At 56.5% G+C, this 25844-nt stretch carries 17 protein-coding genes; 8 read left to right on the top strand and 9 right to left on the bottom strand.

Going from position 1 to position 25844, the window contains the following annotated elements:
• The first annotated feature begins 119 nt into the window (after positions 1 to 119).
• Positions 120 to 1103, top strand: coding sequence for an NAD(P)H-binding protein (locus tag H6F46_RS12490; protein WP_099531967.1), 984 nt, complete (start codon positions 120 to 122; stop codon positions 1101 to 1103).
• Positions 1104 to 1237: 134 nt separating this feature from the next.
• A complete protein-coding gene (locus H6F46_RS12495; RefSeq protein WP_099532014.1) occupies positions 1238 to 2170 on the top strand; it encodes an NAD(+) kinase in 933 nt (310 codons plus the stop codon).
• 108 nt (positions 2171 to 2278) lie between these two features.
• Here the strand turns inward: H6F46_RS12495 and H6F46_RS12500 are convergent, their stop codons facing one another.
• The 3 genes from H6F46_RS12500 to H6F46_RS12510 form a co-directional block, all read right to left on the bottom strand.
• Positions 2279 to 3604, bottom strand: a complete 1326-nt coding sequence (locus tag H6F46_RS12500; protein ID WP_242027935.1) for a lipid-A-disaccharide synthase — start codon at positions 3602 to 3604, stop codon at positions 2279 to 2281.
• Between the two features lie 157 nt (positions 3605 to 3761).
• Positions 3762 to 4658 (bottom strand): SH3 domain-containing protein, encoded by an 897-nt coding sequence (locus tag H6F46_RS12505; protein WP_190405006.1) that lies wholly within the window; start codon positions 4656 to 4658, stop codon positions 3762 to 3764.
• Between the two features lie 208 nt (positions 4659 to 4866).
• Positions 4867 to 6180 carry a glutamate-5-semialdehyde dehydrogenase gene (locus H6F46_RS12510; RefSeq protein WP_190355045.1) on the bottom strand — a complete coding sequence of 438 codons (1314 nt, stop codon included), beginning with the start codon at positions 6178 to 6180 and terminating at the stop codon, positions 4867 to 4869.
• A gap of 460 nt (positions 6181 to 6640) precedes the next feature.
• Between H6F46_RS12510 and H6F46_RS12515 the strand changes: the two genes are divergently transcribed.
• Entirely contained in the window at positions 6641 to 6916 is a 276-nt protein-coding gene (locus H6F46_RS12515; protein WP_099531963.1) for an HU family DNA-binding protein, read from the top strand.
• Between the two features lie 140 nt (positions 6917 to 7056).
• Here the strand turns inward: H6F46_RS12515 and dacB are convergent, their stop codons facing one another.
• Positions 7057 to 8286 (bottom strand): D-alanyl-D-alanine carboxypeptidase/D-alanyl-D-alanine-endopeptidase, encoded by a 1230-nt coding sequence (dacB, locus tag H6F46_RS12520; protein ID WP_190355046.1) that lies wholly within the window; start codon positions 8284 to 8286, stop codon positions 7057 to 7059.
• Positions 8287 to 8397: 111 nt separating this feature from the next.
• Between dacB and H6F46_RS12525 the strand changes: the two genes are divergently transcribed.
• Entirely contained in the window at positions 8398 to 8604 is a 207-nt protein-coding gene (locus H6F46_RS12525) for a hypothetical protein (protein WP_190355047.1), read from the top strand.
• A 361-nt stretch (positions 8605 to 8965) separates the two neighbouring features.
• Positions 8966 to 10687, top strand: a complete 1722-nt coding sequence (locus H6F46_RS12530; RefSeq protein ID WP_190355048.1) for an iron ABC transporter permease — start codon at positions 8966 to 8968, stop codon at positions 10685 to 10687.
• Here H6F46_RS12530 and H6F46_RS12535 read toward each other — a convergent pair.
• The 4 genes from H6F46_RS12535 to hpsP form a co-directional block, all read right to left on the bottom strand.
• Positions 10680 to 15347: a PAS domain S-box protein gene (locus H6F46_RS12535; RefSeq protein WP_190405007.1), complete on the bottom strand. Its 4668-nt coding sequence runs from the start codon at positions 15345 to 15347 to the stop codon at positions 10680 to 10682. The genes H6F46_RS12530 and H6F46_RS12535 overlap by 8 nt on opposite strands.
• A 958-nt stretch (positions 15348 to 16305) precedes the next feature.
• The gene (locus tag H6F46_RS12540; protein ID WP_190355050.1) at positions 16306 to 17427 is read right to left on the bottom strand and encodes a glycosyl transferase; all 1122 of its coding nucleotides are present in this window, start codon (positions 17425 to 17427) and stop codon (positions 16306 to 16308) included.
• A 30-nt stretch (positions 17428 to 17457) separates the two neighbouring features.
• Entirely contained in the window at positions 17458 to 18204 is a 747-nt protein-coding gene (locus H6F46_RS12545) for a dienelactone hydrolase family protein (RefSeq protein WP_190355051.1), read from the bottom strand.
• Between the two features lie 121 nt (positions 18205 to 18325).
• Complete coding sequence (gene hpsP, locus H6F46_RS12550) at positions 18326 to 19492, bottom strand: hormogonium polysaccharide biosynthesis glycosyltransferase HpsP (protein WP_190355163.1); 1167 nt, start codon at positions 19490 to 19492, stop codon at positions 18326 to 18328.
• 954 nt (positions 19493 to 20446) lie between these two features.
• Here hpsP and H6F46_RS12555 point away from each other — a divergent pair.
• A complete protein-coding gene (locus H6F46_RS12555) occupies positions 20447 to 20986 on the top strand; it encodes a hypothetical protein (protein WP_190355052.1) in 540 nt (179 codons plus the stop codon).
• A 132-nt stretch (positions 20987 to 21118) separates the two neighbouring features.
• Positions 21119 to 22300 (top strand): Holliday junction branch migration DNA helicase RuvB, encoded by a 1182-nt coding sequence (gene ruvB, locus H6F46_RS12560; protein ID WP_190355053.1) that lies wholly within the window; start codon positions 21119 to 21121, stop codon positions 22298 to 22300.
• A 197-nt stretch (positions 22301 to 22497) separates the two neighbouring features.
• On the opposite strand, the gene H6F46_RS12565 is transcribed toward ruvB, so the two are convergent.
• A complete protein-coding gene (locus tag H6F46_RS12565; RefSeq protein WP_242027936.1) occupies positions 22498 to 23031 on the bottom strand; it encodes a nitrate reductase associated protein in 534 nt (177 codons plus the stop codon).
• Between the two features lie 946 nt (positions 23032 to 23977).
• Between H6F46_RS12565 and H6F46_RS12570 the strand changes: the two genes are divergently transcribed.
• Entirely contained in the window at positions 23978 to 25828 is a 1851-nt protein-coding gene (locus H6F46_RS12570; RefSeq protein ID WP_190355055.1) for an SLC13 family permease, read from the top strand.
• Positions 25829 to 25844: the final 16 nt, after the last annotated feature.

The raw sequence follows: 25844 nt of genomic DNA on the forward strand, positions 1-25844 counted from the left end.
CTAGGAATTAGGGTCGGTTGACGGTGGTTGATTGCAAATCTTGCGATCCCACCTTGTGGTGCTGTTAGCGCTTTCTGATAACATCTTATAAAAAGTTAACGATTAGTAACGAGTCCCTCATGAGCATTCTTGTCGTTGGCGGAACCGGCACCCTCGGCAGGCAAATCGTGCGTCGCGCCCTGGATGAGGGACACACGGTGCGGTGCCTGGTTCGCAGTTACAGCCGTGCTTCGTTCCTGCGGGAGTGGGGAGCAGAGCTGGTGGGCGGCGACATTTGCGATGCGGAGACGATCGCCCCGTCCTTTGCCGGTGGTGAAATTACCGCTGTGATTGACGCGGCCACGGCTCGGGCAACGGATTCCCTGGGGGTGCGCGATGTGGATTGGCGCGGCAAGGTCAATCTGATTCAAGCGGCTAAGGAATCGGGAGTCGATCGCTACATTTTTCTCTCCATTTTGAATGCGAATCAGTTTCCCAAAGTGCCGCTGATGGAAGTCAAGCGCTGCACGGAGGAGTACCTGAAGCAATTGGAGATGAATTACACAATCCTGCGACCCTGTGGCTTTCTGCAAGGGTTAATCGGTCAATATGCGATCCCAATTTTGGAAAATCAATCGGTGTGGGTGCCCGATCGGGGATCGCCCGTGGCCTACATGGACACCCAAGATATTGCGAAGTTTGCGGTGCGGGCCCTGACGGCCACGGAAACGGAGCGCCAAGCCTTCCCGGTGGTGGGGCCCAAGGCCTGGACTCCGGCGGAAATTATCGCCCTCTGCGAAAAACTGTCCGATCGCCAAGCCAAAATCACCAGCCCGCCCACGGGTCTGTTGAATTTGGTGCGCAGTGCGGCCCGCTGGTTCAAGTGGAGCTTGAATGTGGCCGATCGCCTGGCCTTTGCGGATGTGTTTTCTTCGGGGCAACCGCTGACGGCGGAGATGGCGGAAACCTATCGCGCGTTTGGCATTGATCCGGCGGAGATTAGCACCCTGGAAGCCTACCTAGAAGAATATTTTGGGCGAATTCTGAAGAAATTGAAGCAAATTGACTATGAACAGTCGATCGCGGCCAAGGAAAGTAAGCGTAAAAAAACCTTGCGGTTTTAAGGCGATCACAGTGGCATCCGGCTGGGGCGCGATAGGATGAGTTTCGCCTGATTCGGTCACCAGGACAGAATCCTAGCCTGACTGACTCATCCACCTCATTTGCCCCGCCCATCTCACTCCTTCGGTCGTTGCCCGTGTCTGACAGCGCCTGCCCCAACGTTGGAATTATCTATAACGATGCCAAACCCGTCGCGGAAAAGACGGCGGCGGATTTGGTCGAACAACTGTCGGCCCGGGGCTGTCGGGTAATTTCCACCACGGGATCCGGTGGAATTTTAGGTTGCTCGCGGCTGAACCATCCTGTTTGTTCTTCGCCGCTTGAGCAGTTGGTGCCACCGGGATTTGATCCATCCCTGGATTTTGCGATCGTCTTGGGTGGCGATGGGACGGTGCTGTCGGCCTTTCGGCAGTTGGCTCCGATCGGGGTGCCCCTGTTGACGGTCAACACCGGGCACATGGGATTTTTGACGGAAATTTACCTGAGCCAACTTCCATCCGCGATCGAGCAGCTCTTGGCGGGTAATTTTTCCGTGGAAAGCCGCTCCATGTTGGAGGTGCGGGTTTTTCGGGATGATGACCCCCTTTGGGAGGTGTTGTGCCTGAATGAGATGGTGCTGCACCGGGAACCCATGACCAGCATGTGCCATTTTGAGGTAGCGATCGGGCATCACTCCCCTGTGGATATTGCGGCGGATGGCATTATTTTGTCCACGCCCACCGGCTCCACGGCCTATGCCCTATCGTCGGGAGGGCCGGTGATTGCGCCGGAAGTGCCGGTGTTGCAACTTGCGCCCATTTGTCCTCACTCCTTGGCCTCTCGGGCGTTGGTGTTTTCCGAAACGGAGCCGGTCACAATTTTTTCGGCAACCCAAAATCCGATCGTGATGGTGGTGGATGGGAATGCGGGATGTTACGTGCAGCCGGACGATCGGGTGCGGGTAAATCGATCGGCCTATTCAGCCCAGTTCATTCGGTTACAACCGCCGGAGTTTTTCCGAATTCTGCGTGAAAAGTTGGGCTGGGGGCTGCCCCACATTGCCAAGCCCACCTCGGTGGAATTGCCCTAGGCGGCGCTTTAGGATGGATCCATTACCGATCGAAGCACCGGGTCAATCGGAGTATCGGGTCAATTTTCACTAGGCTCAATCTCCACCACATCAAAACCCAACCGCTCTCTAGCTTTTGGGTTGCTGTAGCAATTCCGTGACCAACGTGGCGAGTTTTTCGGCGGCTCCCGGCTCGCCCCGCACGGCCCGCAACCGATCGCCCATGGCCTGGAGCTGAGCGGGGTTGGCCAATAGGGCGATCGCTTGGTCAGCCACAACCGTTGGCGTGAGCGGCCCCACCAGTTCCGGCACGATCGCTTCCCCGGCCCACAGGTTTGGCCAAGCCAACATCCCCAGCCGACGCAAGGCAAAGCCATTAATCAACTTGGCAAAGAGGCCGCCCAAACCCGGCAGATTTGCCAACAACCCCGGAATGCCGTTCCAGGCCCGCATGGCATCTAACTGCTGGGTGGGCAACAACACCAACATGGGGCGAGCCAATGCACCTAGTTCGGCCGTATTTGCGCCGACGGTGGTGAGGCATAGGTCACAGGTGCTGAGTAAGTCCCAGGCGGGCGATCGCTCCCAAAGCCAAATTTTTGTGCCCGCCGGGGTTTCCAGGTAAGGCAAGTTCTGGAGCGATCGGGGATCGGCCGGGGCGATCGCTTCGGGTATTACCAAGCGGGCTGTTGTGCCCGAAACCCAATCAATTACAGGATTATGGGCGCGATCGGCATAGCGGGCCAAGGTGGATAGGTCGATCGTGGGGGCTACGGGAATCACAAATTCCGCTTGGGGCCGATCGGCTCGAATTCGATCGGCCGTACCCAGCAATAACGGCACGCCTTGGGCGAGTTTGGCGCTTTTGGAGCCGGGCAGCAGGGCCAGCCGTTCCCGATCGCCCTGTGGTGAATGGGTTAAACGGCCAGCCTCCAGCATCAGATCGCCCACCACGGCGACTTTGGAGGTGGCCCAGGGGGGAACTTGGGTGGCCAACCGGGGCAACCGCACCCCCACGCGATCGACCCAACGGAGCCAGCGTAAATCCCATTCCGCATAGATCACGCTGCCATAGCCCAAACGGTGGGCGATCGCCACGGCAAAGAACTGATCGCCGCCCAAAAACAACACCACACCTCGATCGCGCCAGTCCCACCCTTCCGCCGTCCGTCCCCAAAGTAAAAAGGGCCAAAAGGCCGCAGCCCCTTGCACCCGATCGACTTCTGGAAATGATTGCACCACGGCCGCTTCCTGACCCGTTGCATTGGGACAGGGGGCCAAAACCACGGAAATTCGCAGGCGCGATCGATCCGCTCCCCACTGCTGCCGCAAGGCTTGCACCACCGGTCGCACCCAAGTGGTGACCTCTCCGGGGCCGTTGGACAAAATTAAGAGATCCAGCGGCTCGGCAGCAGTTGACATCATCTCAGGGGCGATCGGGCGGGAAGTCGGCATGATTGGTGCGATTGGGGCAGCCCAAGGGGGCGCAAATCCAGCAGGGTGATGAACAGGATGGGCCAATGGGCTGGTTTATGGGTTGCATCCGCTAGCCGATTGTCTCAGACGGTCGATCTTCCTTGCGACCCAACTTCCCCGATCGCCGGGATGGAGCTTAAAGGCAATTCAGCACATTCAGTTGATCCGTCGGTCGGTTGAGCGATCGCACAGGAATCCATCCCTGAACCGGCTGATTAATTTGCATCCACACCACGCCCCCGGCCGTGGTGGACTCCCGATTTAACAACTGCACTTCACTCCCGGCCGCCACACCGCCGCGCCGGGGACTGGTTAGGTCGGGGTTGGCATGAACCGACAGGCCTTCGCCATAGACCACTCGACGGCACAATTCCGGCTTGATCGGATTTTGGGGATTTTGGGCCGTGGTGCAAGGACGCAGGAACGCGGCCGCAGCCCAACCTTCCACCGTGCGCGAGCCATTGCCCGTGATGACCGTGGCCCGCACAGGAACCCAGCCATTGCGGGCGCTGCCTGTGACTTCCAGGGTGCGACCCTTGGCGATCGTACCCAAGATGGGCGCGTCGTCATCGGCCCGGCTGCGAATATTCAAGGGGCGATCGCTCGTGGCCACCATTCGGCAAGTGCGAGGCGGCGTGACCACTGCACAGGGCCGCAGAAAACTGCTGGCCACCCAACCTTCGACGGTGCGCGAACCGTTGGCGGTGGGTACGGTGGCGCGAACCTGTACCCAACCATTTTGAGGGCCGCCAATCACGTCCAGGGTGCGACCCTTGGCGATCGTGCCCACAATGGAGGCGTTACTGTCGGCGCGGCTGCGAATATTCAAGGGTGAGCCGTTGGTGGTGACCACACGGCAGTTGGCTTCAGCGGCCGCGGCCGGTTGGGCCGTTGCCCCCATTGCCAACCCACCGGCCACCAGGGCCACCGTCAACAGCATTGCTTGGCCATAACGCCGAGCCAGGTGGGCCGAGCGAGTCCGAAGACCGAAAAGGGACTGATCCATAGGAAAAATCTGCAACACAGCAAGCATGGTGATTCATCCTGAAGATGCATCCCCGCACTGGTGATAGAGCGAAGGAGGCAGGTTTGCAGGAGTTGCTCCCATTCTGGTCGAGCGGTCGAGCGATCGCCTAGGATTTGGATCGATCGCTCAATTGACCATTTTGGGGAGCATCGATCGCCCCTCGATCGAGCAAGATTTTGCCCCCATGCGCTGATGCCGCTGAGCAACCCGCAGGCTACAAGTCCCGATGGGTAAAGGGTTTAGCATCGGCTCCGGCATAGGTGGCCGCCACATGCCCCTGGCCCGTTAGGCGGTACTTATAGGTCACTAGACCTTCTAGCCCAACGGGGCCACGCGGTGGGAGGCGATTGGTGCTAATCCCCACCTCAGCCCCGAATCCGTAGCGGAAGCCATCGGCAAAGCGCGTGGAGCAGTTGCGATAGACTCCGGCTGCGTCCACTTCGGCCAGGAAGCGATCGGCGGCGGCATCGTCTTCCGTCACAATGGCTTCCGTATGGCCCGATCCATAGGTGGTGATGTGGTCGATCGCCTCGTCCAAGTCCGCCACCAGTTTGATCGACAAAATCAAATCGCTATATTCCGTCGCCCAATCCGTTTCCGTCGCCGGGGTGATCTCGCAAATCCCTTGCAACAACTCACAGGTGGCCGCATCCCCGCGCAATTCCACCCCCTTGGCCACCAGGGCCCGGGCCAGCTCCGGCAACCCCTGCGGGGCGATCGCCCGGTGAACTAACAGGGTCTCGATCGCGTTGCAAGCGGAAGGATATTGGGTTTTGGCATCCACCGCGATCGGCACTGCTTTGGTTAAGTCCGCGGCCTCATCCACATAGAGATGGCAAATGCCGTCCGCATGGCCCAGCACCGGAATTCGCGTGTTGTTTTGCACAAACTGCACAAAGGCGTTGGATCCTCGGGGAATAATCAAATCCACATAGCGATCGAGTCGTAACAGTTCCAGGGTTTCCTCCCGCGTGGTTAACAGCCGCACGGCCGCCGGATCCACCGCCGAATTAGCCAAGCCCCCGTGAATCGCCTCAATCAGCGCTTGGCAGGAGCGCACCGCCTCTTTGCCCCCTTTCAGGATCACCCCATTCCCTGAGGCGATCGCCAGGGCCGCAATTTGCACCACCGCATCGGGGCGAGCTTCAAAAATCACCCCCAACACCCCCAGCGGACAGGTCACCCGCTCCAAAACCAGCCCTTGATCCAGTTCCCGGTGAATTTGCCGATCGCCCAAGGGATCCGGCAACTGGGCCAAGTCGCGCACCCCAGCGATCGCCCCCGCCAGCTTCACCCCATCCAGCTTCAGCCGGCCATAAAGTGCCGAAGAAATTCCCTCCGCTTGGGCCGCCGCGCAATCTGCTTCATTGGCCGCCACAATCGCTGCCGCCTGATCGCTCAAAGATTGGGCCACCGCTTCCAAGGCCGCCCGCCGATCGGCCGTCGGCAGCAGCGCCAAAGCTCGTGCCGCCTGGCGGGTTTGGCGCGCAAGATCAACCAACGTGGGTGCAGATGAAGCAACAGTCATGATTGCAAGAGCACAGGGAGCAAAAGGGGTAGAAGACAGTATAGGCAAGGACGGCCCATCCCATGGGCCATGACTCCGTTTGGGATCGGGCGAGGTTGGTTGGTGGGATTTGAAGGTTGATGGGGTGACAATACATCCCGATCGGGAGGGTTTATGAAGAGGGTTTATAAAATTTTGTAACAACACCCAAACCGGGTCTCAGGGGGGCAAAAGGTATCTAGGCGGGCGATCGCAACGATTTTTGATCCTTAATGTCTAATCGTTACTCAGGCCCGCAGAACCGAGAAAGGCTTGTGAAATAAAGGCTTTCGCCATTGTCAACCGCGATTTAACGGACTGCCATCGGGTCACGCGCTGCCCTGGAACTGGCTCAAACCCGCGAAGTTGCTACAAAACTTTCACTTCACATCGAAAATTGTCGGGCTAGAATCGCTGGAAATACCGAACTTGAGGCGTTTCCATGAACAAGGGCGAACTGATTGACCAAATTGCAGCAAAGGTCAATACCACCAAAAAGGAAGCAGATGCCATCTTGACCGCTGCCATTGAAGTGATCATGGATGCCGTGGCAGAGGGCGAAAAGGTGACCCTGGTGGGGTTTGGTACGTTTGAGCGCCGAGAGCGCCAGGCCCGCGAGGGTCGTAACCCGAAGACCGGCACGAAACTGAAAATCCCCGCCACCAAGGTTCCGGCCTTTTCAGCGGGCAAACAGTTCAAGGAGTCGGTTGCTCCTTAATTTTCGGCGCAAACTCTAGGCGCAAATTCCAACTCTCAGGCTCAACCCCCTAACCATTGTTCGATTGTTAAATTGTTCAACTTTTGTTGGCAAAGGAAAGCCCCGAGCTGGTTTCGCCAGGCCCAGGGCTGTTTTTTTACCTAGGGGGTGAGTTCCGATGAACTGGGGGCATTGGGCCGGGGCACGCCCGGTCGCCACCAAGGCAGCAGGGGCCGCAATGTGCCGTCGAGTTCGGTAGGCTGATCCAGCATGGGGTTGGCTTCGGTGTCCCACCCATCACAGGGCCGCATCTGAGCGAGGGTCAACACCACTCGATCGACCGCTGAAACCAAGGTGTCGCCATCTTGTCCCGGTTGATTGACCAACACGCTAAAAACCAAGGTGTTGTAAAGCGGGTGTTCCATGTAGCCCGATAGGGCCCGGACTCCCCGGAGTGTGCCGGTTTTGGCGGAAACACGACCTTGGACCGGTGTGTTGCGGAAACGACGGCGCAGCGTGCCGGTTTGACCCGCGATCGGGAGGGAACTGCGGAAGATGTCGCTTCCCTTAGCTTCGGTCATGGATTCCAATAAATGGACAAAGGCACGGGGCTGCACAGCATTGCTGCGAGAGAGGCCAGACCCGTCACTCATGCGATATTCGCCACGATTAACGCCCAAGGGAGCCAAGGCCCGTTGCACGGCCCCGGAGCCACCAATCGATCGAAACAGAGAATCGGCGTAGCCATTGTTGCTGTTGACGTTGATGGTGCGCACCAACGTGCCCAAGTTGGAGTTCTTGAGCGGGGTTTGACCGTCATAGAGTTGCAGGGCCGCCGCCGTCACAAACAATTTCATGTTGGAGGCGGGAATCAGCGCTTGGATGCTGTTGCGATCGAACAGGACGTTATTCCCGGCCAGGGTTTCTACCCGAATCCCCCAGCGGGCCGATCGAAAAGCAGGCGCATCAATAATGCGGCTTAAGGCTCCGGCCAGTTGGTTGCTGCAAACCCGAGGCGTTTGGGCCAGCAGGGACTTGCCTTCCACGGTTTCGATCGGTTCCTGCTTGGCGGTTTCCGGTTCGATCGACTCCGGTTCGATCACCTCGGTCTCGATTCCCGGCTTACGGGTGACGGTGGTTCCGGGAACCAACTCCGTTGCAGAAGCCGGATTCAGCGTTTTAGACAGCGGTTTTGGCGCGCGCGCGGGATCCGTTGAGGGGTTAGGCGCGGGAGCTGGTGGCGGCGCGATCGCCTCGGTTTGTGAAACGCTAGCCGGTTCAGCGGTTGTGGCTGCTTGGGAGTTGGCCAGGGCTGGTTCAGTCAGCAAACCACCACCCAACGCCAAACCCAAACCAGCCAAACCAGCGATCCATCGGGGTTGCTCAGACATCTGTTGGATTTCCCTTAAAGGCACGACCGTTCTGCACATCCCTGACAGTCAATCCAATCCTCAGGATTGGGACGGGACACCTGAACCAGTTCCACAAGGATCCAACCAGTGATGGGCGGCCGTGTTCAACGGCTGCACTCTTGGGCGGTGGGAGAGGAACGGCGCGATCGGGCCGGGTCAGTGACCCCAGAAATTGATCGCACTCAGGACAAGCCCATTGACTCGGATGGCAACTCCGAGGACTTAGCGACTAGGGCGATCGCAAAAACGGGTGTGAGTCGCGGCGATCGTCCAACGGCCTTGGCCGCATGGCGCTAACCCTCAGCAAATCTGAGGTCATCAGGCTCGTGATGGCCCATCAGCACAAATTGCCCTCAAGAATATCAGACCTCGGCCAGTGGACTAGCTGGATCAACCGGCCGGCGATCCCCGCCTAAGCCGGCTCTTCACCATCCGAAAACTCCCATCACCACTAGCTTTTTCCCGATTCTGGTTTGGGGATCGCCGCTTCGGCTGTTCGTCAGCAAATCCTGAACTATCGGAAAAATTTGGTCGATCAATTTGGTCGTAGGGATGGGATCTCCCCACCCAGCCCCCGTGATCGATGCAACCCAATGCAATTGGCGTGCAATGGTAGGATGGCTTCTGGTTTATTGCAAGTTATTCTCAGGTTTTTGGCATGACCGTCGCCGATCGCCGCTGGCCGCCGCTGAACTTTAATCGCTTCCGTTTGCGCCCCTTCAGCTTCACGGAAGGGTTGTGGATCTGTGCAACGGTGTTGGCGGCGGTGGCGGTGGGCGTGCCGCTCCTGGCCTCAATTGCAGCCGCCCTGAGCGCCAGCGGCCAAACCTGGAACCACCTCACCCGCACTGTGTTGGGGGAATATGTGTCGGCTTCGGTGGGGCTGGCGGTGGGGACGGCGGGCCTGGCGATCGGTCTGGGGGTGGCGACGGCTTGGCTGGTGGTGGCCACTCAGTTTCCCGGGCGGCGATGGTTTGAATGGCTGCTGTTGCTGCCCTTGGCCTTCCCGGCCTATCTGTTGGCCTATGTCTACACGGATTTGCTGGACTTTTATGGGCCCATTCAGTCTTGGGTGCGATCGCTCACGGGCTGGAAATTCGGTGAATATTGGTTTCCCCCCATTCGATCGCTGCCCGGGGCCATTTTGATGATGGGCCTAGTGCTCTATCCCTACGTTTATATGCTGGCGCGGGTGGCCTTTCTGGAGGGAGCAGCCAGCCTGCTGGAGGCGGGCCGCACCTTGGGACTGAATCCCTGGCAGGGGTTTTGGCGGGTGGCTTTGCCCATGGCCCGGCCCGCGATCGCCGGAGGGGCTGCCTTGGTGATGATGGAAGCCCTGGGCGATTACGGCACAGTGGAATTTTTTAGCGTTAATACCTTTGCGGTGGGTATTTATCGAACCTGGTTTGCCATGGGCGATCGCCCGGCGGCCTGTCAACTGTCGGCCCTGCTGTTGGGGGCGGTGTTGTTGTTGGTGTGGGTGGAGCAACGATCGCGCGGTGGGGCTGGCTATCGATCGGGCGGGGCCTATGCGGTGCAAGCACCCTACTCCCTCCGTGGGTTGCGGGCGATCGGGGCCTGGGTGGTTTGTGGGTTGCCGCTGCTTTTGGGTTTTGGGTTGCCGGCCCTGCTGCTGGCCAGCATGGCAATTCGCAATCCTAATAGTCTTCTTGATCCCAGCTTCTTGCTCTATGTGCGCAACACCGCCGTAGTCGCTAGCTTGGCGGCGGTCACGGCGGCGATCATTGCCGGAGCTGCCGTGTATGGGGTGCGAGTGGTTTCGGGGCCCCTGATGCGGTTCCTGTTGAAACTCATGGCGCTGGGCTATGCGATTCCCGGATCCGTGGCCGCCGTGGGCGTTTTGATTTCGGTGGGTTGGGTTGATCAACAGTTGGCGACGCAACCCTTGGCGATTGCCCCGGAAGCGGGAGCCGCATCTTCGGGTTTGTTGCTGAGCGGCACGATCGGGGCCTTGATTTTTGCCTATTGGGTCAGGTTTTTAGCCCTGGCCCTGAACCCAATTGAAGCCAGCCTCGATCGGATTGTGCCCAACCTGGATGGGGCGGCCAGAATTGCCGGATTGTCGCCGGGGGCCGTGTTGTGGCGCGTCCATGTGCCCATGCTGCGCGGGGGGCTGTTGACGGCCTTGCTGTTGGTGTTTGTGGATACGGTGAAGGAGTTACCGGCCACGCTGATTGTGCGCCCGTTTAATTTCGACACCCTGGCCGTACGGGCCTATCAGTTGGCCTCCGATGAACGGATTGTGGATGCGGCGGGGCCCGCTTTGGCGATTGTGGCGGTGGGGATTGTGCCGGTGGCGTTGTTGAGTTGGCAAATTTCCCGATCGCGCCCCCGTCGCCTACCCAACGAGTTTAGGTAGACTCATTCCACTCGGGCTGTTCGATCGGGATTTCGATCAAGAACTCCGTGCCGCCCCCCTCTGCGGGCCGACAATCAAGAGTTCCGCGATGTTTTTCCACCACAATTTGATAGGAAATGGACAGGCCCAGTCCCGTGCCTTGGCCCACGGGCTTGGTGGTGAAGAACGGATCGAATAGCTTAGAGCGCACCTCATCGCTCATGCCGTTGCCATTGTCGGCAATCAGAATTCGCACCCACTCTCCAGACATCAATTCCGTGGTGATCGTCAGCCTGGGCATCACGATCGAGGTTGCAATGGGGCGATCCTCAAGGTTGTCAGTGATCCAAACCTTGCTGTTGTTGCCGCTGCCGGCCACGAGAGAGGCTTCTTCCACCTGGGCCGATCGCAAGGCTTGGGCTCGCAAATTGCGCGATCGCCCGTAACGGTCTTCCAAGGCATCGATCGCATTGCTAATCACATTCATGAACACCTGGTTCAATTGCCCCGCGTAGCAAACCACCAGCGGCAAATCACCATAGTGTTTTTCCACTTCAATTCCAGGAAAATTGCTATTGGCTTTGAAGCGATGTTGCAAAATCAGCAGCGTATTTTCGATGCCCTCGTGGATGTTCACCGGCTTCATTTCCGCCTGATCCAATCGCGAAAAATTCCGCAAGGAAGCGACAATTTGCCGAATTCGTTCCGCTCCTAACTGCATTGATTGCAGGGTTTTGGGCAAATCATCACAGAGGAAATCCACATCAATATCCCGCGAGAAATTGGCCACCGCTTCCGTCGGCACAGGATAGCTATCCCGGTAGTGCTGAATGAGCGAGAGCAACTCTTGCGTGTAACGGCGGGCATAGGTCAGGTTGCCATGGATGAAGGTGGTGGGGTTATTGATTTCATGGGCAATCCCGGCCACCATTTGCCCCAGGCTGGACATTTTTTCGTTCTGAATGAGCTGAGTTTGGGCGGTTTTCAGCTCCTGGAGGGCCGTGCTGAGGCGTTTGGCTTGATCTTGGGCCTGCACAGCGGTGACCTGGGCCTTGGCATAGAGTTCCGCTTGGTCGATCGCGGTGGATAGTTGGTCGGTCACAGCCCGCAACAGCTCCACTTCCCGCTCACTCCAAGTGCGCACCTGGGCACTTTGGCCGCATTCAATCACCCCGATCGCCCCGGAACGGGTTTGCACCGGCAAGGCCAGCAGGGAACGATAGCCCCGATCCTCCATCATTTGCCGCAGGGTGGGATTATCTAACCGCGACACGTCATCGGCCCGCACACATTTGCTCCACATCAACTGCTGAAGGAAGTAGCTGGCGTGGATATGGTGATAGGGGCCAAGGGCGCTGGGCACGGCTGGGGTACGGGACTCGTTCACCACATCCCAAGCCGGAATGCCGCCGCCTGCATCGGTGATATACCAAGCGAAAAGACAGCGATCGGTATCCAACAGGTTACGGATGCCTTGCACGGCCGATTCCAGCACCGTATCCAAATCCAGGGAGTTGCGAATTTGGGCCGCCAACTGAAACAACAGGGCCTCGCGGCGGGTGGTCAGTTCCTGGCGGGCTTGGGCGCGGTCAATCCCCACGGCGATCGCGCTGGCCAACCAACCTAGGGCATCCTGCACCGCTTCCGCGAAGGGTTCCACACGATAGAGCGCCAACGCACCCACCAGCCGATCCTCCACCACCAGCGGGAAGCCCGCAAAATGCACTTCTGTGCGGGATCTGCCTTGATGGGGAATCAGGGCGCATTCACTGCGGAATAGGGGATTGCGCGATCGAGCCACGGCCGCCACCGTGGACAGCTCCGGAGTACTCAGGCTGATTTTGTCTCGCAGGGCATCATCAAGCAGGGGGATATCCAGGTGCAGCGCATTGTTGGTGTTGCGGTTGACCTGGGCTTGCAGGGTCAAGTAGGTGGGATCTAAGTCCACCGTCCAAACGCGGGCCAGGTTGCAATCCAGTTGCCCGGCCATCATTTCGGCGCAGGTTTGCAAAATTTCCGAGAGTTCGCCCCGTTGACAAAGGGCCACGCCCACTTCCGCTTCCAAAATCGAAAGGCGCGATCGCTCCATCAGGGTTTCCTGGGCCCGTTTGCGATCGGTGATGTCCTCAACCGTCCCTTCATAACAAACCAGCCGCCCGGCATCATCGAGCAGGGCGGAAGCATTTTCCGAAATCCAAATATGTTGCCCATCCGCTCGGTACACTTCCGATTCAAACCCGGAAACGCTGCCGCTGGCCTCCAGCATGTTCAGCAGTTCCCGTGCCCGATCGATCTGGACGTAGGGCGGCCCACCCATGCGATCGAACGCTTCGATCAGCGCGGTTGGTGACTCATAGCCATAGAGGCGAGCCATGGCCGGGTTTGCGCTCAAGTAGCGACCATCGGGCAGGGCTTGGTAAATGCCCTCGATCGCGTTTTCAAAAATGCTGCGGAACCGTTCTTCGGCTTCGCGCACGGCCCGTTCTGCTTCCTTGCGTTCGGTGATGTCGATCCCCAGCACAAAGGCCGCTTGGTCATTGTTGTATTTTTGGGCCACCACCAAATAGCTTTCGATGCGATCGCCCACCGGTCGCGACACTTCGCGCGTGGCCTCTTGGATCGGAGAAGCAAAAAATTCCGCCACAAATTCCCGAAATTCTTGGCCATAGCCCAAAAAGCCGATGTCTTGGCCAATAAATTCTTCCGGGGCGCGGCCAAAGCTTTCGGCCAAGTGGTGGTTCACTTCCAGGTAACGCAAGTCGCGGCCCACCCGCGACACCGTGCCGGGCACAGCGGCCAAAATCGCTTCCAGTCGATCCTTCAGGGTACGCAGGCTGGCTTCCGATCGGCGGCGCTCCGTGATGTCTTCAACTGTGCCTTCGTAATAGAGCAATTCGCCGTCTTCGTCGTAAACCGCCCGGGCCGATTCGGAAATCCAAATCCGGCGGCCATCGGCCCGGTAAACTTCCGACTCAAAATTGGCAAGGGATCCCTTTTGGCGAATTTGTTCAACAAATTCCTTGCGGCGATTGGGGTTGACGTAGAGATTTTGGGTGGCATTCAGGGCCAGCAGCAGCACATCGGGCCCGCTGTAGCCATAGATGCGGGCCAAGGCCGGGTTTGCGCTCAGGTAGCGACCATCGGGGGTGGTTTGGAAAATGCCCTCGATCGCGTTTTCAAAGATGCTGCGGTATTGGGCTTCGGCGGCGCAAACGGCCGACTGGGACACTTGTAGGCGATCGAGCGTGGCGTTCAAAATAGCCGCCAACTCCGACAACTCATCGGTTCCGGGCATCACCTCCACCCGCTGAGTCGGGTTGCCGCTGGTGCCGATCGCGCTGACCTGTTCACTCAGCCGCATCAACCGCGCCAACACCAAGCGCTCCAGCAGCAGCAGGGTAATGGCCCCAAAAATTAAGCCCCCCAACACCAACAGCACCAGCGTGTAGCGGAGGCTAATTAGCCCTCGGTTATAGATGGCGCGATCGAGTTCAACCCGCACTAACCAAGCTGGCTGTCCATACAAATCGTCCAACAGGGCATAGCTGGCCAGGCGATTATCGGAAAGGGTTTCGATCGCCACCGTTTCCGTACCCAACAGCAGGGCCTTCACCGCTCGGTGGCGCAAAACCTCCGACCCCTCAGCTTCCGAGTTCGATCGGGAATCGTCGATGGCCGGGGGCATTGTCGCGGCGGAAATTCTGGCAACTTTGGGCGACTGAGGCGATTGGGGTTGGGTAGATTCGGGTTGAACGGATTCTGGGGGCGTAGCAATCAGCCGGGTTGATTGCGGTTGAGTTTGTTCAGTGGGCTGAGCCAGCGCTGATGATTTCGATCGCTCAGGCTTCGATCGCTCAGGTATTGACGTAGCCGGTTTTGGTGTGGATTGCTGCGGTGTTGATTGTTGTGCTGTGGACTGTTGCGGTGCTGGCGTGATGTCAGGAGCCGATCGCGCAACGAGGGGCAACTTGGCAAGGGCTGAAGGTAGCAAAGACCGGCGGCCAGAACTGGCCGGGAGCTTGGCCCAAGCACTCGATGGTTGCACAATCCCATGCAAACTTTGCAGGCTCAGGTTGAGTTGCGTTAAGCGGCTGACCCGTTCAATTTCCGGCCCAGCCAGAAACCGCCCCAGCAACAAGGTTCCGCGAATCGGCCCCTCTGCCTCGCTGGTGACGATCGGGCGGGCCGCCACCATCATCGGCCCCTCGGGCAATTGCAGCAGACCATGAACGGCGCTGGTGGTTGATGAGTGGGTGAGCAGTGGGCTGCCCGGTTGCAAGTGTTCCCAAAGGCTGCGGGGAATCGGCACGCGCTGCCGACTTTCCAGGTTGTAGCCCTGTTGCAGGAGGGGCTTCCCCGATCGATCCAGCAAAATCAGAGCATTCAGCCGCAAGTAGTCGAAGGTGCGATCGACAAAGTTCGATCGCTCATAGGCAGGATCATGGGTTTCCACAAAACTGTAGGTGGTGTCCCATTCGGAATAGTCCCGCGCCGTCGCATCCAGATCCGTGGCGTTGTCCATCACGACGCTGATGGCCCGCTGCACATCGCGCTCCACCTCACGCCGCTCAAGCTGGCTATAGCCATCCAGCAGGAGATTGGAGGATGTTGTGAACATCACCAAGTTTAAGCAGAGCAGCGCTAGTCCAACAATGACCAGCGTTTTGAGCCGTAATTTCAAATTTGCTACCTCCTACTCAAACCCCTGGATGCGTCCCTGAATGACCGGCCCGAATTTGGGTTTGGGTCTTGGCCGCGATCGGGCGATGTGTCTCTGTGCCTTGATGGGAACCGCCACAGATTGTTAGTTACAGACTGTCTATTGCAGATTGTCTGTTGCAGATTGTCCGCTGGAAACCATCCGTTGCTGACTGTCGATCGCACACTATCTATCGCAGGCTACCCATTGAAAACCGTCTATTGCAGACTGTCTATCGCAGGCTACCCATCGCAGACCAGCCATCACAGACAAATCATTGACGAGCTGCCTCGCGCTGGCCGACTCGGCTGGGCAGTGTCTGAATGATGGTGACCCATGGGGGCTGCCGTTTCTTGTTTCAGCGATCGCAGCCCAAAGTCGGGACTGAAATCGAGTAGCGCCCTATTCCCTATTCTGGATCGAAATTCTGGATCGAATTGATCAAATCTTAAGGAGATTGGATCCCAGCCGGGGCCACCCTGAGTCTAAATAACCGCCTAATCGCACCCTAACAAATCCCTGACGAAGCGTTTTGGTTAAATGAGGCTCGTCTGCGATTTTGATGCACCGATGGGATGGGCCTTGGGGGGTAGCACCCCAGAGCTGTCGAGCTGCTAACTCCAATGGTTAGCCTAATCCAATCGTCGAACAGCCGTTGGTCATTCTAGCGATTTGTGGATGGGCACGTTGTCATGAAACAAACAGGTTGAGGAGTTCAAGTTGGAAATTCCAGGGTGGGAATGTGGGGCGATCGCTGTTGTGGATCTTGCGGCATCCTCTAGACCTCAAGCCTTTACTAGTAGCGTGGCTGCCTTAATTCGCTGAGTTAAATTACATGGCTGTTATCGCCACCAAACCGTTAGGCAGCAAGGGGCTTAAGCCCCTTGTTACCACGACTGGCTCCGCAACTTTGACCCAATATATTAAGCCTGTCATGCTACTAGGTTTCAAGGACTGCGCTAATTGCCTGGGCGATGGTTTCATTGCCATCCAAGGTAAACCGCTGGCCGGGCTGGGAAGGTGTGGGCGCTGCTTGTAAAAAAGACCAATCTCCCTCAAAAAATTCGGTCGGTTGCAAAATTTGGTGGGAAGTTTGGGTTTGAATTTGGTCTAACAAGATGGGGGCTTCGGCAAATCCATCGCGGGTGAGAGTAGCCACGGTTGGGCCGGTGCGGCAGGCTTCGGCAAAGGTTCCGTAGCCGGGTTTGGAAACGATGCGCCCACAAAGGGGCATAAAGTCCACGGGCCGAAAGGGGCGATCGCTCGCGTGGTGTTCGATCGGGTCGAGCACTTGGTATAGGTTGGGCAAGTCCGGGGCCGATCGGTCAAAGGTGATGAACAGCCAGTCGGGAAATTGCCACAGCCGCTCGTAGGGAATTTGTTGCAAGCCCAGGCCGCCAAAGGTGAGCAAAACGGTGCGATCGCGCGGGATATCTGGTAAACCCAACTTATCGCGCAATTCCGCCGCGCCATAGCGGGGTGCGCCGCCCGTTAAACCCACATCGGTTTGTTGGGGAAAGCTGGCCATGGGTTCGTGAAAAGGCAACCGAAAGAGGCGATCGCACCGATGGAAACGATCAGCAATCCAGTCCGCCTCTTGCTCAAATTCGCCACCCCAATCTCGGTAAATAAAATCCCAGCCGAAGTTACCGACCGCCCAGCAGGGCAGACCCGCCGCTTGGGCAATGTCGATCGCCAGGGGGGGCAAGTCGGCCAACACCAGAGCCACACGCCCATTTTTGACGGACATTTGCCGGATGAAGTCCACCTCTGCCGCCACAATGGCCGCCGCCCGCGATCGCAGAGCCTGGAGTTGCTCCAGAGTCGTTTGCCGGTCAATTTGCAAACTATCTTGCTGCACCACACCCACATCCAGCGCCCTGGGCCGGTAAAGAAATTCACCGCTGATGTAGGAACCGAGGAGCCAACGGGGGGCGGTGGTGACCAAAATCGGCAATAGGTCAGGCCGCAGCCGTTGCAGGGTATCAACTAGGGCAGCCGCTCGGGTGGCATGGCCAAATCCATGGGCAGTAATAGCAACGTAAAGAATGGGACGGGTCATGCGGCTGGGGGGTGGGCCATGAAATCCGGTCTAGAGGTCTCGAAACAGGGTTTGCACTTTTTCCCAGGCATCGGCGGCGGCCGCTGGATGGTAGCTCGATCGGCGATCGCAGAAGAATCCATGGTCTGCGTCGCGGTAACGGAAGATGCGGAAGTTGCGCCCGTGGGTCACGAGGGCCGCCTCTAGGCGATCGAGCTGGTCAATGGGAATCAGCGGATCGGCCAAGCCTGCGAAAAACCAGAGCTTACCGTGAATTTGGGAAGTGCGGGTGACGGTTGGCTCGCCGCCCCCGGGACAGAAGGTGGGGATCCCTGCGCCATAGAACGCAGCGGTGACGGCGACTTGGGGCAGGGTGGCCGCCAAATAGGCCACATGGCCCCCAAAACAAAAGCCGATGCAGCCCACGGCTCCGGCTTTGGCGTTGGGTTGTTTTTGGGCAAAAGCGATCGCGGCTTGGATATCCGCCAGCAGTTGATCCGCCTTGGTTAAGTCCTTGTGTTGTCGGCCAAGGGCTAGCTCTTCGGTGCTGTAGCCCACAGCAAAGCCCGGAGCGGTGCGCTGAAACAGGGCGGGGGCGATCGCCACATAACCACATCCTGCCAGGCGATCGCAGAGATCTCGAATGTGATCATTCACCCCAAACACTTCTTGAAGAACCACGATCACCGGATAGGAACCGGCGGCCCGAGGGCGTGCTAGGTAGCCCTGGAGGTCAATCCCTAAGCCAGGCTCCTGGGGGGGAATGATGGTGACTTCGCGGCAAATTTCAAGAACCATAGGCGCAACCTGGCAACGGAGTCATTACATCGCCGCGATCGTCTGCAATTGTGACTGCGATCGGGATTGCGATCATCGATGCGATGAACTTCCGCGAACTTCCATGAACTTCCGTTTCAGTCTACCGGGTTCGGCGAATTTCGCCGTAAGCGGCGATTAATTGCTGGGCAATGGCTGACCAACTGTAGCGATCGCCCGCACAGCGTCGGGCGTTTTGGCCGCGCTGTTGTCGTTCGGTGGGTTGGGTTAATGCCTCGCGCACTGCCCCGGCAAAGGAAGATACGTCGCAAGTGCAAACCCAGCCTGATCGGGTGTCGGCTACATCGGGCCAGATATGCACCTGATCGGAAATCACCACCGGCACTCCGGCGGCCATCGCTTCAGCCACCGCAATTCCGAAGTTTTCATAGTATGACGGCAACACAAACAAATCGGCTTGGGCCAGAAGCGATCGCTTCTGTTCCCCGGTCACGAAGCCCACAATTTCCGTGCGATCGCTCAGGTGCGATCGGTTCAAATAGTCTGAAATCGATTGTTCATAGTCTGGATCCTGCACATTGGCCCCCGCCAACACAAACCGAAAGGGCAGCCCCGACACGGCCAGCGTTTCCAGCGCCGGAATCACAATATCCAATCCTTTTTTGCGATCGAGCCGTGACATAAACAGCACCATCGGCCCCGCTTCCTTGGTCGGTTGCGCCATGGGTTGTTCACGGAGCGGCGGCAACGGAACCCCCAAGGGAATCACCCAATCGCGGGAAATGGCCCCAAACCGTTCAGAGATTTTGCACTCCTCCGCACTGGTGAAGTGAACAGCAGCGGCCTTGGCTAAATTGCGCCGCTCCAGCAATCGCCCATACCACCATTTCAACTTTGCCTTTTTCCGCAAATCCAGCGGATCCAGCGTGCCGAGGGGCCGCAGCACGTAGGGCAACTTGCGCCACCGACAGACGATCGCTGCCATGGTGCTGATGGGCGAAAACAGGGCATGGATGTGGGCCACGTCGTATTCCGGTGCGTGCCGCCAGAGCCACCACAACAGCCCGATCGAGAACTTATAGCGTCGCCAGGGGGCACAGCGAAAGTAATAGATTTTGTAGTCCTTTTCCGAAACGGGCTGGGCGATCGGCACATCCAACGGAGCCTGCCCCGCATCCCCATTGCTGTCGGTGGTTAGCAGCGTCACCTGCGCCCCCGCCGCGCCCAGGGCCTGGCTTAGCCCCAACACCATCTGGCTCGGCCCGCCATAGACCAAGGACACGGATGGCACAATTTGCAACAGGCGCAAGGGGCGTGATTCGGTCATGAGAGGCGGACTCCAGCAAGAGGCGATTAGAGCGGGGGGATGAATGCGATCGCCGGGGTCGCACGGCCTGGGTGCGTCGGGCCCGTGGATTAACGATCCCGAATGATCCCGATCGAAGGGGGCATCTGAATCATGATGATCTCAATCATTCATCCAGTTCTTTACCCCTGTTCAGCACCCGTTTTCAGCAAGATTGGCCAAAACCGGGTTTTCCAACCCTAGCCTACCGAAGTCCAACCGGGGGCGGGCAATGGCAATCGGCTGTCCAGACCCATGATTGTGTTGCGGTTCTTAATCAGTCATTGATGCCGACGTTGACACTGACATCGATATTGACATTGATATTGATGCCGAAAATACCCCACAGTCTATTCAATTGCCGCTTGGCGTTCGATGAGTTTGATGGCAATCAGACCTATTTCAACCCCATTCGTAGCCTAGATAACTGATCTAAACTATGTTTAATGACATCTTCGTCAAGATTCTCTAAAAGTCAGCGATTCAAACCAGTTTCCATGACTCAGTTTTCATGACTCAGTTGCTGATGCTAACGGCACAATTCGCCCACAGGATGGGTGTGCGCCAAGGGCAAGGCTGAACCCCCATGAAGACTACTGATCTTGGCTTCCTTGACCCGCTTCGATCGCCCCTGGGTCATCCTGGACAGTTGGTGAGCAGGAGTTTTTACTCACCACTTTCTTAAAAAATGCTGCGTAATAAGACCGAATATGCTGACAAAGTTACCTTCGTTGATGTAACACTTTGAGTCAGCATGATGATACAGGCGAAATAACGAGCGATTCCCCCCATCATTTCGCTGCAATTCAGCAAAGATTACTAAGTAAAAATACACATTGCCCATTCTGAAAGGGGCATTTTGATTCTGATTCTGTTGATCATGCGGGCTAGCTGGCAAGTTATTTTGAGGCGTAAGCCATGTCTCTTGGGTTTTTGGTGCCGACTTTGATCTGTGTGGCTGCGGTTTATCTGGCTCCACGATGGCAGGATGAACCGTCGCTGATTCTGAATGGTGTGGCGATTTTGAGCTTTCTGGTGGCCTTGGTTTTGGCTCCCTGGGAAGTTCAGGTGTTGCTGTTGCTGTCGGTGTGGTGGGTGGCGCGGTACGGTCTGCGGTCTCCGGAGCCGGTGGAGGTGCTGGAGTCGGCGGCCTTGGGTGATCGGGCGGAGTTGGCGGATTCGTCGGTGGCGGTTGATGAGGCGGAATTAACGGCGGTTAATGCGTCGAATGCGGCGGCCCATGCAGCGAATGATTCGATTTTGGGGCATCCCCATTTGGCGGTGACTGATCGGGTATATCGCGGGGTGATTTGGCATCTGCCCGATCGTGGGGGGCTGAAAATGCCGAAAAAGCGGCAGGAAGTCACTTCCGAAACCACCGAAGCCCCAGAGGTTGAAGCAGCTAACCAAACGATCGAGCTGAAATATCGCGGGGCCACGTTCCGCCGTAAGGTCTGACCCAAGGTTTAACTCAAGACCTAACCCAAGGCCTAACTGCTGCTGGACTCAAGCTGGCGGTTCCCCTCAAATTCCGCTGAGGTTTGCCATTTCGATTTTGGCCGAGCGGATGCCATTGCTAATATCAACGGCATGGCGATTATTTCTTCCAAGTCAACCGGCGGCGGCAATCCTGATCCCCAGCCTCCCCGCAAGCCAGCTAGGCGATCGAACTCACCGCGATCGTCCGTTCCGTCGTCGCTGCTAGATCCGGTGGCCACGCCTGAGGAAGCTCACCAAGATGCGGCCAAGCCCGCTCACCAGTCTCCCCAGGGCGATCGTCCCGATGAGCGTGTGCGCCCCCAACGGCTGGCGGACTATGTGGGGCAGCAAGATTTAAAAGACGTGCTGACCATTGCGATTCAAGCGGCCCAGGGTCGCCGGGAGCCGCTGGATCACCTGTTGCTCTATGGGCCGCCAGGCTTGGGCAAAACCACCATGGCCTTGATTCTGGCCGGCGAGATGGGTGTGTCTTGCAAAATTACGACCGCACCGGCTCTGGAGCGCCCTCGGGATATTGCCGGGCTGCTGGTGAATTTGCAGCCGGGAGATTTGTTGTTTGTGGATGAAATCCACCGATTACCCCGGGTCACTGAAGAAATTTTGTATCCAGCAATGGAGGATTTTCGGCTGGATGTGACGGTGGGTAAGGGCCAGAGCGCCCGCACCCGATCGATCCCGTTGCCCAAGTTCACCCTGGTGGGTGCAACAACCCAGGTGGGGGCCCTCAGTTCGCCCCTGCGCGATCGCTTTGGCCTGATTCAACGGCTGCGGTTCTATGAACCCGAGGAGCTGGCCCGGATTGTGTTGCGGACGGCGACGATTTTGCAGGTGGCGATCGAGCCGGACGGGGCCGCAGAAATTGCCCGGCGATCGCGCGGGACACCCCGGATTGCTAACCGCCTGTTGCGGCGGGTGCGGGACTACGCGCAAGTGAAAGGGGCGGAAACTCAGGGTAAAACAACCATTGACGGGGCGATCGCGGCGGCGGCCTTGGAACTGTTCAACGTGGATCCTCGGGGGCTGGATTGGACCGATCGCCGACTCCTGAGCGCCATTATTGAGCAGTTCAACGGCGGCCCCGTGGGTCTGGAAACCTTGGCAGCCGCCACCGGGGAAGATGCCCAGACGATCGAAGAGGTCTATGAACCTTACCTGATGCAGATTGGCTACCTTCAGCGCACCCCTCGCGGCCGCGTGGCCACCCCCGCCGCTTGGCAACACCTGGGCTACTCTAAATTTCTCCCCGCGTCTCTTGACTCTCTAGTGGACTAGAGAATAGAAAATGGGTTTGCTGCCCAGCCCTAGATCCCAAGATCCTGTCAGTACAATCTTGTGGGCAGCTTTTTTCAGTCTTTTTGATCATTTCGATCGGCCAGCTCCCAACGCCTCAGGTAAACCCCCTTGGCAGCCCCGGCTGATCGCAGGCGTAATCGCATCCTCAAAACGCCCCACCGCAGTGCTGGCAACCGTTAGGGGTTCAGGAGGTCAAATTCTTGAACCGCTGGCAAAAAGTTGCGGTTTTCGTGGCCGGGCTGGCTAAGTTTAATGAGCGCAAATCGCTGCAATTCACTGAGCGATCGCCACTGTTGATGACTCACTGTGACTCCAACCCGCGTTGCTTGTGCTGCGACTGAATCGGGCAAGTCGGCACTCAGCCAAGGAAACGGGTTTTCCAGGGGCAAATCTTTGGGAATTTCACCCGATCGCGCTACCACCAACTCGCGCAATTCCTGACGATAGGTTTCTTGCTCGGGCAAGGTGTCGCAAGGAGCCAAAACTAACCGCAAGCGATCGGCCTCGGACAGTTGGTTCCAGTGGTGCAGTTTGAGTTTAATGCCGACTCGATCGAGTCGGTAGCGAACCACCATGGGGATGCACCGTAACCCAGTGATGAAGTCTTGCTCAAACTGGAAAAAAGGTGAGGCTTCCGAAACGATTGTTGGGCGATCGGCCATTGTGGGTGAATTGGTTGCTGAATGTTTCGTGACTGACTCAAAACCCATAGGAACCCTGAATACTCTGTTCTTGATGTTCTCAAGATAGTTCTGACCCATGGAATCATAAATTGCAGCTTGCTATTTTCGACGATCTTTCTCTGAGATTTCTGACCAGGGACTGCAATTTCAGGCTTGTCTGGATTTAATCAACGATTGGTGATGGCTGCGAAGTTTTGCGCTAGCATTGCCTTAACCAATTATTAACCAATCTCAAGGGATCACCAAAGATGCTCCTGAAAAACCAAGTCCAAGGTGCAATAATTCACCAGGGCTGCCAACCTGAGACTTGAATTTCTTGGGACTTTCAGCCAGTTCCTAAACATCCTGATCCATTTTGACGATGATTAAGCAACCCGATCGCCCCCGCGATCGAGCCAATTCATCAACTCACCCCTGTCAAATGTTTGTCAAAACAGTGGCTTTAGGGAAAACACAGAGAAGCCTGTATTAAATCCTTCCTAATCCGTAGCTAAAACCACGGACTTGATCGATGAACTCCGCGCTCTGTGTTTATTTTGACCGGGTTGAATTGATGGCTGTTGTATGAATGACCAGGCGATCGTGGCTTGGCTCAGGCCTACTCCGCTGATCGTCGAGAGTCATTCCCTGACGCTGTTCTCAACAATCAAGACAACCTCAAGACAACCTTAAAATTAGCCACCAATCAATCTGGAAACAATAGTTATTGGTACAACTATTGGCGTTGAATCATAACTTTCAAGATAGTGATGCTCAACAGGATTGCGAGGGCTGTTACCTTTGGCGGCAAGCTTTTGGAAATGAAATTGAACTACAAACCAATGGTTTATTCAATTGGCTGATTCAATTTCCTCAATAGCTGGCAAGTTGCCTGAAAGATAGAATTAAATCTGTATCCCAAAGCAATTGATCAAACTGCCTTTTTTTAATAGGTCAGACCTACAATCAAAATTCCAGATCAGGACATCAACATATGGCGATCGATCTTAAGCAAATGGCGCAGGAGTTGCGACGCGCTCCTATTCTTTCTGACTGTTCTGTACAAGAACTGGCGAGAGTTGTGCCCTATGCGGTCGAGCATTTTTTGGAAAATGGTCAAGCCCTATTCCAGTCAGGCAACCCCGCCTTAACCCTCTATTTTGTGCGCCGGGGCAAAGTGCAGCTTTGGGCTGGAGGGCGTGTCATTGCGGAGGTGGAGCATGGTTTTGTGGGCGAAGAGGCAGCCGTTTCCTCTGACTACTACATGGCCGACGCGATCGCGGTTGACAACACGGAAGTGATCGCCTTGCCCCGCGAGGCTATTACCAAAGTGGCCGGTGCTGGCACTCCAACCATCGATCGATTCTACGCTTCCCTGCTCAGTCATTACAGCGGACAGCCTAACCGAAAACTGGAGAGCCGATCGCCCATCAGTCAGCTCAAGCGCAATGATTGGGTTCAGTCCTGTGGTTGGATTTTGTCAGTGGTGATCCCCGGTATTTTGTACTTAATTTTGAGGGAAACTGCGGAATTTGACTGGAATTCTCAAATGTTTTTGATTGTACTCACATCCACCATTGTGATGTGGGTTTTTGGGATGGTTCCTGAATTTATTCCTGGTCTTTTTTGCATTCTGTCATTGCTAATTTTAGACATTGCTCCCAGTGAAGTTATTCTTTCTGGCTTTGCATCGGGCAGCTTTTTTATGGCGCTCAGCCTCTTTGGGTTGGGAGCCGTTTTGATGGGATCAGGATTAACCTATCGCCTAGTTTTATGGCTCTCTCGATTCATTCCTAAAACAGAAAGCTGGTATGCGACCGCTTTATTTTTAACCGGATTGGCAATGACCCCCATTTTGCCCTCGGCTAATGGTCGAATTGGTCTGCTGTCACCGATTTTGACAGATACCATTGATGCCACAGGAGTCAAACCAGGTGGCAAAGCTGCCAGCCATCTCGCCTTTGCTGCTTTTAGCGGTGCTAGCCTGCTTTCCCATGTTTTTCTAAGCAGTAAGTCGGCTAATTTTGTAGTCTATGGCCTCTTGCCTTTACAGGTTCAACAACAATTTAGTTGGGTTTATTGGTTGCAGGCGAGCTTGGTGGTGGGGATCGTGACCCTGGTGCTGTATTTTATCTCCACAAAATTCCTGTTTAGTAATAATCAAGCCTTTGAAATTTCCCAACAACAGGTGGAAGCTCAGGTGGAAACCCTAGGGCCCTTGAGCAGCCAGGAGTGGATTTCGCTGGTCAGCACGATCGTGTTGTTGCTGGGAATTGTCACCGCATCCATTCACAAAATCCAATTGCCCTGGATTGGTTTGGGGGTTCTATTTCTGGTGCTATCGCTGGGGATTCTGAAAAAAAATGAATTTCGCACCCAAATCGATTGGCCATTTTTAATCCTCTTAGGCAGTTTGGTTGGAATTGCAGAAGCCATGTCCTACTTAGGTCTCGACACTCACTTTGGTGGGTATCTGACTTGGCTCAGCGATTCTATGAAGTCCAACTTTCCCCTTTTTATCTTTTTATTGAGCCTGACAATTTTGGCTGTGCGGTTTGTGATCCCCAACACGACGGCCGTGGCAATTTTTGCCACAATATTAATCCCGATGGCAGAAAGCAACGGGGTAAATCCTTGGATTGTGGGAGCGATTATCCTAAATATCAGCGATGCCTGGTTTTTTCCTTACCAATGCTCCTACTACCTACAATTTCAGGAGCTATTGGACAAACAGCAACTTTTTAATGAGCGTTTAATTTTACGCGGCAATTTCTTGACAACGCTAATTCGCTTCTTTTCAATCTATCTATCATTGGGATATTTCCGCACCCTTGGAATTCTCTAAATCGTTGTTGAAGACC

Origin of the sequence: Limnothrix sp. FACHB-1083 (assembly GCF_014696485.1) — a bacterium.
Taxonomy (GTDB): Bacteria; Cyanobacteriota; Cyanobacteriia; order CACIAM-69d; family CACIAM-69d; genus CACIAM-69d.

Coding starts and splice junctions, on each gene's coding strand:
- H6F46_RS12490 (WP_099531967.1), top strand. CDS start 120: ATGAGCATTCTTGTCGTTGGCGGAACCGGCACCCTCGGCAGGCAAATC.
- H6F46_RS12500 (WP_242027935.1), bottom strand. CDS start 3,604: ATGCCGACTTCCCGCCCGATCGCCCCTGAGATGATGTCAACTGCTGCC.
- H6F46_RS12505 (WP_190405006.1), bottom strand. CDS start 4,658: ATGCTTGCTGTGTTGCAGATTTTTCCTATGGATCAGTCCCTTTTCGGT.
- H6F46_RS12510 (WP_190355045.1), bottom strand. CDS start 6,180: ATGACTGTTGCTTCATCTGCACCCACGTTGGTTGATCTTGCGCGCCAA.
- H6F46_RS12515 (WP_099531963.1), top strand. CDS start 6,641: ATGAACAAGGGCGAACTGATTGACCAAATTGCAGCAAAGGTCAATACC.
- dacB (WP_190355046.1), bottom strand. CDS start 8,286: ATGTCTGAGCAACCCCGATGGATCGCTGGTTTGGCTGGTTTGGGTTTG.
- H6F46_RS12525 (WP_190355047.1), top strand. CDS start 8,398: ATGGGCGGCCGTGTTCAACGGCTGCACTCTTGGGCGGTGGGAGAGGAA.
- H6F46_RS12530 (WP_190355048.1), top strand. CDS start 8,966: ATGACCGTCGCCGATCGCCGCTGGCCGCCGCTGAACTTTAATCGCTTC.
- H6F46_RS12540 (WP_190355050.1), bottom strand. CDS start 17,427: ATGACCCGTCCCATTCTTTACGTTGCTATTACTGCCCATGGATTTGGC.
- H6F46_RS12545 (WP_190355051.1), bottom strand. CDS start 18,204: ATGGTTCTTGAAATTTGCCGCGAAGTCACCATCATTCCCCCCCAGGAG.
- H6F46_RS12555 (WP_190355052.1), top strand. CDS start 20,447: ATGTCTCTTGGGTTTTTGGTGCCGACTTTGATCTGTGTGGCTGCGGTT.
- ruvB (WP_190355053.1), top strand. CDS start 21,119: ATGGCGATTATTTCTTCCAAGTCAACCGGCGGCGGCAATCCTGATCCC.
- H6F46_RS12565 (WP_242027936.1), bottom strand. CDS start 23,031: ATGGGTTTTGAGTCAGTCACGAAACATTCAGCAACCAATTCACCCACA.
- H6F46_RS12570 (WP_190355055.1), top strand. CDS start 23,978: ATGGCGATCGATCTTAAGCAAATGGCGCAGGAGTTGCGACGCGCTCCT.